12 protein-coding genes are annotated in these 12,420 nt (G+C 41.8%); 5 read left to right on the top strand and 7 right to left on the bottom strand.

Going from position 1 to position 12,420, the window contains the following annotated elements:
* Positions 1–62: 62 nt before the first annotated feature.
* The 3 genes from guaB to WKF69_RS15190 all read right to left on the bottom strand — a co-directional run bounded on the left by guaB (position 63) and on the right by WKF69_RS15190 (position 4,185).
* Positions 63–1,532, bottom strand: a complete 1,470-nt coding sequence (gene guaB, locus WKF69_RS15200; protein WP_340382925.1) for an IMP dehydrogenase — start codon at positions 1,530–1,532, stop codon at positions 63–65.
* A gap of 126 nt (positions 1,533–1,658) precedes the next feature.
* Positions 1,659–2,948, bottom strand: a complete 1,290-nt coding sequence (locus tag WKF69_RS15195) for a pitrilysin family protein (protein WP_340382923.1) — start codon at positions 2,946–2,948, stop codon at positions 1,659–1,661.
* A gap of 1 nt (position 2,949) precedes the next feature.
* Positions 2,950–4,185, bottom strand: coding sequence for a pitrilysin family protein (locus tag WKF69_RS15190; protein ID WP_340382921.1), 1,236 nt, complete (start codon positions 4,183–4,185; stop codon positions 2,950–2,952).
* A gap of 180 nt (positions 4,186–4,365) precedes the next feature.
* Between WKF69_RS15190 and mqnC the strand changes: the two genes are divergently transcribed.
* Both mqnC and WKF69_RS15180 read left to right on the top strand, forming a co-directional pair.
* Positions 4,366–5,490 carry a cyclic dehypoxanthinyl futalosine synthase gene (gene mqnC / locus WKF69_RS15185; RefSeq protein ID WP_340382919.1) on the top strand — a complete coding sequence of 375 codons (1,125 nt, stop codon included), beginning with the start codon at positions 4,366–4,368 and terminating at the stop codon, positions 5,488–5,490.
* Positions 5,491–5,585: 95 nt separating this feature from the next.
* Complete coding sequence (locus tag WKF69_RS15180) at positions 5,586–6,362, top strand: LytTR family DNA-binding domain-containing protein (protein ID WP_340382918.1); 777 nt, start codon at positions 5,586–5,588, stop codon at positions 6,360–6,362.
* A 132-nt stretch (positions 6,363–6,494) separates the two neighbouring features.
* On the opposite strand, the gene WKF69_RS15175 is transcribed toward WKF69_RS15180, so the two are convergent.
* The 4 genes from WKF69_RS15175 to WKF69_RS15160 form a co-directional block, all read right to left on the bottom strand.
* Complete coding sequence (locus WKF69_RS15175; RefSeq protein ID WP_340382917.1) at positions 6,495–8,399, bottom strand: long-chain fatty acid--CoA ligase; 1,905 nt, start codon at positions 8,397–8,399, stop codon at positions 6,495–6,497.
* Positions 8,400–8,575: 176 nt separating this feature from the next.
* Entirely contained in the window at positions 8,576–8,902 is a 327-nt protein-coding gene (locus WKF69_RS15170; RefSeq protein ID WP_340382916.1) for an iron-sulfur cluster assembly accessory protein, read from the bottom strand.
* A 27-nt stretch (positions 8,903–8,929) separates the two neighbouring features.
* Positions 8,930–9,343 (bottom strand): Fe-S cluster assembly scaffold IscU, encoded by a 414-nt coding sequence (iscU, locus tag WKF69_RS15165; protein WP_079701868.1) that lies wholly within the window; start codon positions 9,341–9,343, stop codon positions 8,930–8,932.
* Between the two features lie 159 nt (positions 9,344–9,502).
* Positions 9,503–10,714: an IscS subfamily cysteine desulfurase gene (locus tag WKF69_RS15160; protein WP_340382915.1), complete on the bottom strand. Its 1,212-nt coding sequence runs from the start codon at positions 10,712–10,714 to the stop codon at positions 9,503–9,505.
* Between the two features lie 124 nt (positions 10,715–10,838).
* Between WKF69_RS15160 and mce the strand changes: the two genes are divergently transcribed.
* From mce to WKF69_RS15145, 3 genes are all read left to right on the top strand, one after another.
* Complete coding sequence (gene mce, locus WKF69_RS15155; RefSeq protein WP_340382914.1) at positions 10,839–11,240, top strand: methylmalonyl-CoA epimerase; 402 nt, start codon at positions 10,839–10,841, stop codon at positions 11,238–11,240.
* Positions 11,241–11,308: 68 nt separating this feature from the next.
* Positions 11,309–12,019 carry a hypothetical protein gene (locus WKF69_RS15150; RefSeq protein WP_340382913.1) on the top strand — a complete coding sequence of 237 codons (711 nt, stop codon included), beginning with the start codon at positions 11,309–11,311 and terminating at the stop codon, positions 12,017–12,019.
* A gap of 154 nt (positions 12,020–12,173) precedes the next feature.
* Positions 12,174–12,420, top strand: a 247-nt coding sequence (locus tag WKF69_RS15145) for a type B 50S ribosomal protein L31 (RefSeq protein ID WP_340382912.1), incomplete at its 3' end; no start/stop codon positions are given.

Genomic DNA, 12,420 nt, shown 5'->3' with positions numbered 1-12,420 from the left:
ACTTTCAACTTTCAACTTTCAACTTTCAACTTTCAACTTTCAACTTTCAACTTTCCACCTACCTACCTACTATAATTCGGAGCTTCTTTTGTAATTGTAATATCGTGAGGATGGCTTTCACGCATCCCAGCTGCAGTGATCTTAACGAATTTTGCGTTTTGAAGGTCTTTAATTGTTGCGGATCCACAGTATCCCATACTCGCTCTTAAACCACCAATTAACTGGTACATCACTTCGGATAAAGAGCCTTTAAAGGGGACGCGCCCCACAATACCTTCTGGGACTAATTTTTTAATATCATCTTCCACATCCTGGAAGTAACGATCCTTGGATCCTTGCTCCATAGCCTCAATTGAGCCCATACCCCGGTACGATTTAAACTTACGACCTTCGAAAATAATAGTTTCACCAGGCGACTCCTCCACACCCGCAAACAACGAACCTGCCATGATGGTGCTTGCACCAGCAGCTATTGCTTTAGCAATGTCACCCGTTTGTTTGATCCCGCCGTCGGCGATAACAGGAACACCGCGGCCTTTAAGGGCTTTTGCACATTCGTAAACAGCGTAAAGCTGAGGAACACCTACACCGGCAATGATCCGGGTGGTGCAAATAGACCCTGGCCCGATACCTACTTTTACAGCATCTGCTCCGGCATCTGCCAAAGCGATTGCAGCATCACCAGTTGCGATATTCCCAACTACAACCTGCAGGTTAGGATATTTTGATTTAACTTCTTTTAGCTTTTCTATAACACCTTTCGAATGTCCGTGAGCCGTGTCTATAGTGATAACGTCAACCCCCGCCTTTACAAGGGCATCTACGCGATCCAGGGTATCCGGAGTGACTCCGACTGCAGCGCCGACACGAAGACGACCATGTGCATCCTTACACGCATTAGGGTAGTTCTTAAACTTCTGAATATCCTTAAAGGTGATCAATCCTATTAAACGGCCGTCATTATCAACGACCGGTAGCTTTTCAATCTTATAGTCCTGAAGAATTAATTCAGCCTGAGATAATGTCGTGCCTTCCGGTGCCGTGATCAGGTTTTCCTTTGTCATAACATCCCTGACAGGTCGCATTACATCTTTTTGAAAACGAAGATCCCGATTTGTAATAATTCCCACCAGCTTTCCATCCCCATCCACGACAGGGATACCCCCTATTTTATATTCTTTTATGATGAGGAAGGCGTCTGAAAGAAGCGCATCCTCATTTAAGGTAACAGGATCCTGGATCATTCCGCTTTCTGAGCGTTTTACTTTACGCACCTCATCCGCCTGAGCGGCAATGCTCATATTTTTATGCAGCATTCCAATACCGCCGGCCTGTGCAATCGCTATAGCCAAACCCGACTCGGTTACCGTATCCATAGCTGCCGAAACGATAGGAACATTCAGCTTGATATTTCGGGTGAAATAGGTACTGGTGTCCACATCACGTGGCAAAACTTCAGAATAAGCGGGAATTAAAAGGACATCGTCGTATGTAAGGCCTTCAGATACGAATTTGTTTGGATCGAGTTGCATGGCAAATAATTGTGGGTTATTACTTGCCGGGCAAAGTTACTAATAAAAATGGAGAATTGAGAAGGTACACCGAAGTTTACGATTGACAGTGCACTTACAAAGAAATAGATTATCCAATTTTCAGTTTCAGCTTTCAGCTTTCAGCTTCTTTCCCACAACAATCTTCTCCAAACCATCCCAATCCAAATACTTATTGGCCAGAGCCTGAAGTTCCCGAGGGGAAATAGTCCTGACGGTTTTAATATAGTTTTGATAATAATCATACCCCAAGCCCGAGAAGTAGATGTTCTTAAACTTATCGGCGTGAGACATCGCATTTTCAAGTCCGCCGAGCATAGAGCCCAGCATATAGTTTCTCACAAGGTCAAGTTCATGTTCGCTTACTTCCTGTGTTTTCAGTATCTCAATTTCTTTATGAATTTCATCCAGTGCAGATGTGCATACATCGGCTCCAACCTCTGAAGCAATAAAGAAATAACCGGCGTTTTTCATAGACACGAGAGCCGAACCGATGCCGTAAGTATAGCCCTTATCCTCCCGGATATTAGCCATTAAACGTGAGCCAAAATATCCTCCCAAAATGGTGTTCAATACCTGAAAGCCTGGGAAATCAGTATGAGAGCGGTTAATAGAAACTTTTCCAAGCCGGATAGCCGATTGTAAAGCATCGGCTTTCTCAACATAATGCTCCTGCCCGGTTCCCTGGTAGAAATTAAAGGTGTTCGGATTAACGCTTTTGCCATTCTTCCAGCTATTCCCGAAAAGCTGATCGATCAGGCTCAATGCCTCGTCAGTTACCTTTCCTGAGATGACAACCGTACAATTTTCGGGCTGGTAAGCAAGACTAAAATATGACTGTAACTGGTCGCGGGTAAGTCTGTCATAATCTTCTGCACGAGTGTCATATCCATATAATGTATTGCCAAATAATACCGAATTAAATATCTTCCGGCTTAAGAAGTCATTTTTTTCGAGGTTCACACTCAGCTTCTGTTTCTGATTTCTAATGAATGTATCCAGCTCAACCTGAGGAAATATTGAATCTGAAATTACAGCCTTTACTATTGGAAGGGTTGCAGATAAATGCTTATTAAGGGAATAAAGTGTCACAGACGACTGATCATTGCTGAAATCAGTTTGCAGGAAGGCTCCGTAATAATCTATTTTGTCAGCAATTTCGGAAGAGCTTAGTTCTCTTGTTCCATCATTAAGCATGGTATTCGTTGCGTAGGGCTGCAAGGGTTTTGAAGCATCGTATGCGATATTTTCGAATATAAGTTCAATTCGCACCAGGTCCTGTTCGCCCCCGTTTACACTAAAAACCTTTAGGCCATTGCCAAGTACTATCGGCTTTGCCTCGAGCAGTTCTATGTTTTCAACTTGTCCGAAAGCCGGAGCCAGTGTTCTGTCAATCATCTTAATTTGCTAAGTAGAATAAGGTAGAAGAGTTTTCCTTACGGAAGATGAATTGCGCTTGCTTCTGGATCTCTTCGGCGCTTACAGCGAGATATTTTTCTGTCTCCGAATTTAGCTGATCGGCGTTACCCAGAAGCTCGAAGTAAGCCAGATTCATTGCCTTGTCCAAAAGGCTCATTTCAGAGAAAACCATAGTTGATTCCATCTTATTTTTAACCTTTGTTAATTCCTGTTCAGGCACGGGCTCATTTCTCATGCGATCCAGCTCGGTCCAGATAGCAGCTTCCGCCGTTTCCATAGAAACACCGGGCAAAGGCTTGCCTTCTACAACGAATAAACCTGCATCAAGGCTTCCGGTCAGGTAGGCATTAATATCACTAAACAGCTTCTTATCTTTAAGTAAATTTCTGAATAAGCGTGATGAGTTCCCCCTGGATAAAATATCTGAGATGAGATCGGCAGAATAGTAACCCGCATCTGTACGTGCTGGCATATGAAATACTTTGTAAAGCGCATCAAGCGGCACGTTTGCTTTTACCGTTTCAAGGCGCTCTTTGGTTTGAGTGCCCTCTATAGGCAGTTTACGATGCTCTTTTTCTATTGCCGGAATATTCCCAAACCATTTTTTAGAAAGACGTTTGACCTCTTCCAGCTTCACATCACCGCCAACAACCATTATAGCATTCGCAGGATTATAATGCTTTTTGAAAAAGGCTTTTACATCCTCAATCGTGGCATCTTCAATGTGCTTAAGCGACTTCCCAATGGTTGCCCATTTATAGGGATGATCTTTGTATGCCAAAGGTCTCAGTTTGAGCCATACATCGCCGTAAGGCTGATTTAAATAACGCTGCTTAAATTCCTCACTGACTACATTCCGCTGCACTTCCAGGCTTTTCTCAGAAAACGCCAGGCTTAGCATGCGATCACTTTCCAGCCAGAAAGCAGTCTCTAAATTCACAGCGGGAAGCGTGATATAATAATTGGTGATATCATTACTTGTAAAAGCATTATTCTCTCCCCCAACCCGCTGCAGTGGCTCATCATATGATGGAATATTCACTGATCCACCAAACATAAGGTGTTCAAAAAGGTGCGCAAAACCCGTCTGATCCGGATCCTCATCCCGTGCACCAACATCGTACAAGATGTTTAATACAGCCATGGGTGTAGTCGGATCCTCGTGGACTAATACTCTAAGTCCATTATCAAGGGTAAAGCGTTCAAAAGAAACCATAAAGTTGTGATCGTTTAGGGGTGCTAATTTAGGGATTTTAGGGCGAATTCTGGAATGAGCAAATGAGGTAAGGGCAAATAAAAATTAAATGGTTTGACCGAATCCACATATCAAAGTCAGATTAAGCATTTACAAATTCTCTAATTCTCTAATTTAATAACTGAGACGTATCTTTGTGCGGTGAACACTTCAGACCTCCTCATCCGTGCATTAAACTTCGAATTTCTTTCAGCCGAAGAAGGATTTTTTCTGTTTAAAAATGCGGGTACACCGGAGCTGATGTATGTAGCAAACGAGTTGCGAAAGAAGCAGGTGCCGCATGGTAAAGTAACCTGGATCATAGACAGAAACGTCAATACCACAAACGTTTGCATTGCGAACTGCAAGTTCTGTAATTTCTTCAGGCGACCAGGTCATGATGAGAGTTATATTACCGACATTGAAACCTATAAACAAAAGATTGAGGAGACGTTCCGTTACGGCGGCGAGCAATTGCTGCTGCAGGGCGGGCACCATCCTGATCTGGGTCTTAAGTTTTATGTTGATCTGTTTAAAGAATTAAAACAACTCTATCCTACCCTAAAACTGCACTCTCTTGGGCCACCCGAGATAGCTCATATTGCTAAGCTGGAGGGGATGAGCCATACCGATGTATTAAAGGTTCTAATGGAAGCAGGGTTGGATTCTTTACCAGGTGCCGGAGCCGAGATCCTTAATGATCGGGTGAGACGGCTAATATCCAAAGGAAAATGCGGCGGTCAGGAATGGCTGGATGTAATGCGTGCAGCCCATCAATTGGGTTTGACTAGCTCGGCAACGATGATGTTCGGTCATGTTGAAACATTAGAAGAACGTTTTGAACACCTGGTCTGGCTGCGTGACGTTCAGTCGGAAAAGCCCGAGCATGCAAAAGGCTTTATTGCCTTTATCCCATGGCCTTTCCAGGATGATGGCACTTTATTGAAAAAAATACGCGGGATAACCAATAAGGTTACTGCCGATGAATATATCCGTATGATCGCGCTAAGCCGCATTATGCTTCCGAACGTAAAAAATATTCAGGCTTCATGGCTGACCGTAGGAAAACAGGTTGGACAGATCTGCTTGCAGGCCGGCGCCAACGATTTCGGATCAATTATGATCGAGGAGAATGTCGTGTCCGCGGCCGGTGCTCCACACCGCTTCACGTCTCAGGGTATTCAGGATTCTATTCGGGAAGCAGGATTTGAACCGCAACTGCGTACCCAGCAATACGAATTCAGGGACCTTCCGGAAACAACTGAACAACAGGTTATTACATATTAATCATCACGGCTCCTTACCGTTCCCTCAGTCAGATTCATTTAAATAATAAAATACTTTTACATTGGTATTAGTGATTTTAATTAATGGATATGCCTATGAATGCCATAATAGTCGACGATGAAGAGTACTCAAGACAATCGCTATTTTTCCTGATAAACGGTTATTGTCCTGATGTTAAGGTTAAAGGCATCGCTAGATCAGTAGCCGAAGCAAGGTCGTTTTTAAAGTCAGAGACGATCGACCTTGTTTTCTTAGATATTGCAATGCCGGTTGAGGATGGGTTCAGCCTTTTACCCGATCTCCAGCGAAATATTACCTCTGTGATATTTACGACAGCTTACAATCAGTACGCTATTAAAGCCATCAAAGCAAGCGCTGTAGACTACTTATTAAAACCAATAGATATCCAGGAACTTCAGGATTCTATAGGCAAAGCTGCTGAATGGAAAGCGCTGACCGGCGAAAACGATCTTCTTGCTGTGAGTCATGAAACGGTATTTAATAGCCTGCATGAAAATCTGAACGAGATAAAGAAGATCAAAAAAATAAACCTGCCTCATTCAAACGGGTTCCATGTACTTAACATTCACAATATTCTTTATATCCAGGCCGACAGCAATTACTCCATATTTAACATTGAGAAAGGAGAAAAAATAGTAGTCTCAAAGCATCTGAAAGAGTACGAAAGTATTCTTGACGATTGCGACTTCTGCCGTATCCATAAATCAACAATGATAAATCTCGCGCACCTGCAGAGTTATTCCAACAGAAATGGCTTGGTAGTTAAAATGTCGGACAACTCAGAACATTCTGTTTCGAGGCGCCGTTCACCCGGGTTTATGGAAACGGTTAAGGATATGTTTAAGAAATAGACTTTATTAAGCTGAAAGGTCAAAAGCAGAAAGCTGAGGGCCTTATTCTGATTTTATTAAAGAGCTTACAGAAATAAGAATGTTATACAGGACTCTCCGCGTAAGGCTTTCAGCTTCTGGCTTTCAGCACTACTACACCTCCTGCAAATACATCTCGTCAATCTCGCCGGCGTATTTCTTCTCAATAACCTTGCGCTTCGCTTTCATTGTCGGAGTAATTTCCCCTTCCTCAATGCTGAAAGGAGTACGTTTAACAATAAAGGACTTCAGGCGTTCGAACTTGGCTAGTTCAGTGGAATATTTCTTTATGTCTTCCTCAAGCCAGTCGATGATCTTCTGGTCTTCAATAAACTGTTCCTTTTGATTAAAAAACTCTTCTTTCAAATTGAATGTCTCCTGTAGAGTTTCCTTTGAGGGAGTTATGATGGCAGTAACATATTCCCGCTTGTCGCCGATAAGGAAGATCTGCTCGATCTTGGGGCTTTTCAGATACGTATTTTCTACGGGTGTAGGATAGATATTTTTGCCATAGGCGTTTACAAGCATGTTTTTGATCCGGTCAGTTATCTGAAGATTGCCCTTATAAAAACGGCCTATGTCACCGGTGTGGAACCAGGAGTCTGTATCGATCACATCTGCTGTCTCCTGGGGCTTTTTCCAATAGCCTTTCATTACACAATGGCCTCTAACAATAACTTCCCCCTCAGGGCACTCAAAATTCTCATCAAACGTATCATGAGTTTGAATACTGATCATCTCTTTCGTCTCCACATCCTGGATCGCGACTTCAATTCCCGGGATAATCCTCCCTACAGTACCATACACCTGGCGATGGTATTCTGTGACGGCCATAACCGGCGAAGTTTCTGTTAACCCAAAACCCTCAAGTATTTTAATCCCGAGATTTCCGAAGAACTCACCCACATTTTTAGGCAGAGCAGCACCTCCTGAGATCATGAATTTCAAGCGCCCCCCTGTCTTTTCTTTAATTTTACTGAACACAAGCTTTTCAGCCAGTTTTTGCTGCAGGCTAAGAAAAATACCAGGCGTTTTCCCTGCCTCCCTAACCTCCCTGTGTTTCTTTCCTGTATCGATTGCCCAAAGGAAAATCTTGGCTTTAGTTCCGCCCGCAGAGGTCCCTGTTTTCATGGCCTTATCGTGGATTCGCTCTAACAAACGGGGCACACAGCTCATTACCGTCGGCTTAACTTCGGCCATATTTTTCGCAAGAAGCTCCAGACTCTGAGCGAAGGCAATTTTTGATCCTGCCGCACAACATACGTGGTAAGTTGCTGTACGCTCAAACACATGAGATAAGGGCAGGAATGAAAGAAATGTGTCATTTTGATCAATTACCGGGATCTGATCCAAACAAACCCTTACATTCTGAACAAAATTAGAGTGAGTTAGCATCACACCCTTGGGTGTTCCGGTCGTGCCCGAAGTATAGATCAGCGAAGCGATATCTGACGGGAGAATTGCTTTTCGTAGAGAGTCTATATCCTTTTGATAACGGGAAATACACTTTTCTCCTTCACTGATCAGATTTGCAAAGCTAATTACACCTGCATTTAGATCAGTGCCGGAGATATGTTTTTCATAATCGTCAAAAACCGGTATAATGCGTTGAAGGTCTGTACAGTTATTTGCGATCTTTAGGATTTTTTTTAGAAGGAAGGTGTTGCCGACAAGAATCGTTTTTACTTCCGAATCTTTTAGTATATATTCAATTTCGTGCTCAGATAATGTAGGATATATAGAAACATTAATCCCACCAATCTGTTGAATGGCCTGGTCGTAATAAACCCAATCAACGGAGTTCTCAATGATCAGACCCAGGCGATCGCCTTTTCGGATTCCCATTTCAAGAAAATAGCTGGAAACTGCATCAGCAGTATGCAAAACCTGTTTATAGCTAACTTCCGCCCATGCGTCCTTTACCTTATGTAGTAAAAAAGTGGTATTTTCATCGTGAACGTAACTGACCACATCCCTTAGTAACATCGGAATAGTAGTGGACTCGGTTATTGGATTCATTTTGAGCGGAATTTGGATAACTTAACGATTTATATATTTAACAAGTATACAGAATACCTTTAAAATACAAAACCCCGGACTAAATCCGGGGTTCTGTATTTTAAATTTTTACAATTAATATGCCTGGCCTCTCATCCCGGCACTATGCCTTTTGTCATCCCGAGCGAAACGAGGGATTAAACAGAGAAGCTTTCTCCGCAACCGCAAGTACGCGTTGCATTTGGGTTATGGAAATTAAAACCCTTCCCGTTCAATCCATCAGAAAAATCAAGTTCCGTACCTGCCAGGTACAGGAAAGATTTCATATCAAGCGCTAACCGAACTCCCTGATCTTCAAAAAACTGATCTCCGGGCTTTTCTTCGTTATCGAAATCCATTTTATAGGATAACCCTGAGCACCCACCTCCCTGAACAGAGACGCGAAGAAAATAGCCGTTATCCAGTCCATTTTCACTCATAAGCTGCTCGACTTTGCTTTTTGCTTTTTCGGTTACAGTTACCATTTTATTATTTTTGGGAATTAGATTCTCTTAGTGGTGAGATTTCTCAACTTCAAGAGCTTCCATTCCGTTCTTAATGCGATAATCATTGATCGCAGCCTTAATTGCATCTTCTGCCAATACCGAACAGTGGATCTTTACAGGAGGAAGAGCCAGCTCTTCAACAATATCCATGTTGTCAATTTTCATTGCATCATCGATAGATTTTCCTTTCAGCCATTCTGTCGCCAGTGAAGAAGAAGCGATTGCCGAGCCACATCCAAAAGTTTTGAATTTTGCATCGGTGATCATGTGATTTTCATCGACCTGAATCTGCAGGCGCATTACGTCGCCGCATTCAGGTGCTCCTACCAATCCTGTACCAACCGTGTTGCTGGCTTTATCTAATGTTCCAACATTACGAGGATGCGTGTAGTGATCGATTACTTTTTCTGAGTATGCCATTGTTTTATGTTTAGTCTTCTTAAGAAAAAATGTTTCTATTATTTATGTTTTACTAGTCTAGTTAATTTCATTAGCTTGTCTGTTATAAGTTACCTGTTAACAGGCCGGATGTCTAAGAACAGCGTTTAGTTCATTGTCAACTCTCAACTGTCCACTTAATCAGTGTTCTGCCCACTCTATCTTGTCCAGATCAACTCCTTCTTTAAACATTTCCCATAGTGGTGAAAGATCACGAAGGTGATTAACCGCCTTTTTAGTCTGTTCTATCGCAAAATCAACTTCCTCTTCGGTAGTAAAACGTCCGAGTCCGAAACGGATAGATGAATGTGCAAGGTCATCTGATAAACCAAGGCTTTTTAAAACATATGACGGTTCGAGTGATGCCGAGGTACAGGCTGATCCAGAAGATACTGCTAAGTCTTTCATCGCCATCATTAAGCCCTCGCCTTCCACATATTTGAAAGATATATTAGCTACGTGCGGTAAACGATACTCGGTATTGCCATTAACATAACTTTCTTCCATTGTCGTAAGAGAAGCCTGTAGTTTATCGCGTAAAATGGATAAACGATTTGCTTCAGAGTCCATTTCAAGACGACAAAGCTCACAAGCCTTACCTAAACCAACTATACCAGGAACATTTAACGTACCTGAGCGCATTCCCCGTTCGTGGCCGCCTCCGTCCATTTGTGCAGTAACCTTAACTCTCGGATTCTTACGGCGAACGTAAAGAACACCAACACCTTTCGGTCCGTACATCTTATGAGCTGAAAAAGCCATAAGGTCGATTCCATCTGTATTCACATCAACAGGGATTTTGCCAACAGCCTGAGTCGCATCAGTCATAAACAATGCACCATGTTTATGAGCAATGGATGAAATCTCTCTAACCGGCTGAATTACACCGATCTCATTGTTACCATACATGATGGCAACAAGGATAGTTTTTTCGGTAATAGCAGCTTCAAGTTCAGCAAGGTCTATTAATCCATCAGCTTTTACACCAAGGTAAGTAACCTTCCCGCCCAATTTCTCTACGTGCTTACATGCATCAATAACAGCTTTATGTTCGGTAACACAAGTGATAATATGATCACCTTTTTCTTTATACATTTCGAATACACCTTTGATCGCAAGGTTATCAGATTCTGTCGCTCCGGAAGTGAAAATAATTTCTTTTTCACTGGCACCTATCAGCTTCGCAACCTGTTCGCGTGCATAATCAACCCCTTCTTCAGCAGCCCATCCAAAAGCATGATTTCTGCTTGCTGCATTACCAAATTTTGCATTAAAATATGGCAGCATAGCATCCAGAACCCTTGGATCCATAGGAGTTGTCGCATTGTTATCTAAGTATATCGGCAAATTCATTTTTGTATATTTATTTCCAGCTGTTGTAATAACACAAAGATACGAAATATTTTTTGCAGTAATTATCAAAAACCACTACCTAGATATACATAAAATGGTCATTTTTATGCCATAATAAACCATCATGAACAAGATTGAGCACATAGGTATAGCAGTGAAAGATTTGGAGGAATCCTCACTTTTGTACAGGAAACTTCTGGGGTGTGAGAGTTACAAAACTGAAGTGGTGGATACTGAGAAAGTCGTCACTGAATTTTTTAAAATTGGTGAAAGTAAGATTGAATTACTCCAGGCTATCTCAGGTCAGGGCCCCATTGCTTCTTTTATCGAAAAAAGAGGCGAAGGAATTCATCACATCGCGTTTGCAGTGGAGGATATAATTGAGGAAATGGCCCGGTTGCGGGCAGATGGTTTTCAACTGTTAAGCGACGAACCGAAAAAAGGAGCTGACAATAAAATGGTATGCTTTATTCATCCAAAAACTACCGGAGGAGTTCTGATCGAATTATGTCAGGAGATCAAATAATGATGAAGGGCGATGCAAACAAGATAGAACTAAACAGAACAAAATATTTATATTTTAAGAAAGACTGAATGGAACAATTTGGAATAATGGAAAATGGTTACAAAGATGCCATGCGGCAAGGGCGCCCCAAAAGGGTTTACGGTGCCCTTCTAGCGATATTTGTCCTTTTCGGCGTCTTCTACAATAAAGGTTTTAAAGCACCTGAAAATTCGACACCGCTGCTGATTTTTATTGCGGTTTTTGCTGTGGTGATAATCATTGCGTTTTATCTTTTAGATAAGAGACTACGGGAATTATTTGAAAGCTTTACGTTAACGTTAGAGGATCAGTTGATCACGCGTGAACAACATGATACTGCGACAGTGTCTATTCTCAGAAATGAGGTGACTGAAATTACAAAAGACCAACATGGTGCTTTTACAATAAAAGGTGTTTCAAAAGAAAACATAATTAAAATTCCGGCACAAATTGAAAATAGTGAGAAACTTGAACAACTCCTGCATATTATAAAGCCAATCATTGTTAAGTCAAATTGGATTTTTACGGTTCGGGAACTTGGATTTTTAGCAATACTGCTGACCGCAATAGCGCTGGTCGAATACTCCGTGAACAAAATATTTATTGGCATCGGCGCTGCAATTTTGGCTATCGGACTAACATATATGATTATTCATGCCCAGCAGGACAGAAATCTGGATTACAGAACAAAAAGAGGCATGTGGCTGATATTGATAGCGGCAATCCCGGCATTTAGAATGATCTATGATAAACTGTTTTAGAGCCGATTAATGATTTACTTCGCTTAGTCGGATGAGACCACCGAAGCAACACTGTTATAAATCACGTAAGCTGTAGCGTAATCCAAATATTTTCATTTTCCTTTAAACTAATTATATTTTTTTCTATATTTGCACCTCTTAAAAAGTACTGAAGATGAAAGCTGAATTGCATCCCAAAAATTATAGGTTAGTAGTGTTTAAGGACATGTCTAACGAATATTCTTTCTTAACTAAATCATGTATTGATACAAAAGAAAGCGTCAAATGGGAAGATGGTAACGAATATCCACTTGTAAAACTTGAGATATCACACACTTCTCACCCGTTCTACACTGGTAAAATGAAACTTGTTGATACCGCAGGCCGTATTGATAAATTCCGTTCACGTTACGAGAAGAAAT

This window comes from Daejeonella sp. (genome assembly GCF_037719425.1).
Lineage (GTDB): Bacteria > Bacteroidota > Bacteroidia > Sphingobacteriales > Sphingobacteriaceae > Daejeonella.
Note: the sequence above shows the minus strand (reverse complement) of the source record. Positions and strands in the feature narration are given on the sequence as shown.

What these genes read in the sequence shown, in the direction of transcription:
- WKF69_RS15160 (WP_340382915.1), bottom strand. Translation starts at nt 10,714, where the DNA reads ATGAATTTGCCGATATACTTAGATAACAATGCGACAACTCCTATGGAT.
- mce (WP_340382914.1), top strand. Translation starts at nt 10,839, where the DNA reads ATGAACAAGATTGAGCACATAGGTATAGCAGTGAAAGATTTGGAGGAA.
- WKF69_RS15175 (WP_340382917.1), bottom strand. Translation starts at nt 8,399, where the DNA reads ATGAATCCAATAACCGAGTCCACTACTATTCCGATGTTACTAAGGGAT.
- WKF69_RS15150 (WP_340382913.1), top strand. Translation starts at nt 11,309, where the DNA reads ATGGAACAATTTGGAATAATGGAAAATGGTTACAAAGATGCCATGCGG.
- WKF69_RS15195 (WP_340382923.1), bottom strand. Translation starts at nt 2,948, where the DNA reads ATGATTGACAGAACACTGGCTCCGGCTTTCGGACAAGTTGAAAACATA.
- WKF69_RS15180 (WP_340382918.1), top strand. Translation starts at nt 5,586, where the DNA reads ATGAATGCCATAATAGTCGACGATGAAGAGTACTCAAGACAATCGCTA.
- WKF69_RS15190 (WP_340382921.1), bottom strand. Translation starts at nt 4,185, where the DNA reads ATGGTTTCTTTTGAACGCTTTACCCTTGATAATGGACTTAGAGTATTA.
- iscU (WP_079701868.1), bottom strand. Translation starts at nt 9,343, where the DNA reads ATGGCATACTCAGAAAAAGTAATCGATCACTACACGCATCCTCGTAAT.
- guaB (WP_340382925.1), bottom strand. Translation starts at nt 1,532, where the DNA reads ATGCAACTCGATCCAAACAAATTCGTATCTGAAGGCCTTACATACGAC.
- WKF69_RS15170 (WP_340382916.1), bottom strand. Translation starts at nt 8,902, where the DNA reads ATGGTAACTGTAACCGAAAAAGCAAAAAGCAAAGTCGAGCAGCTTATG.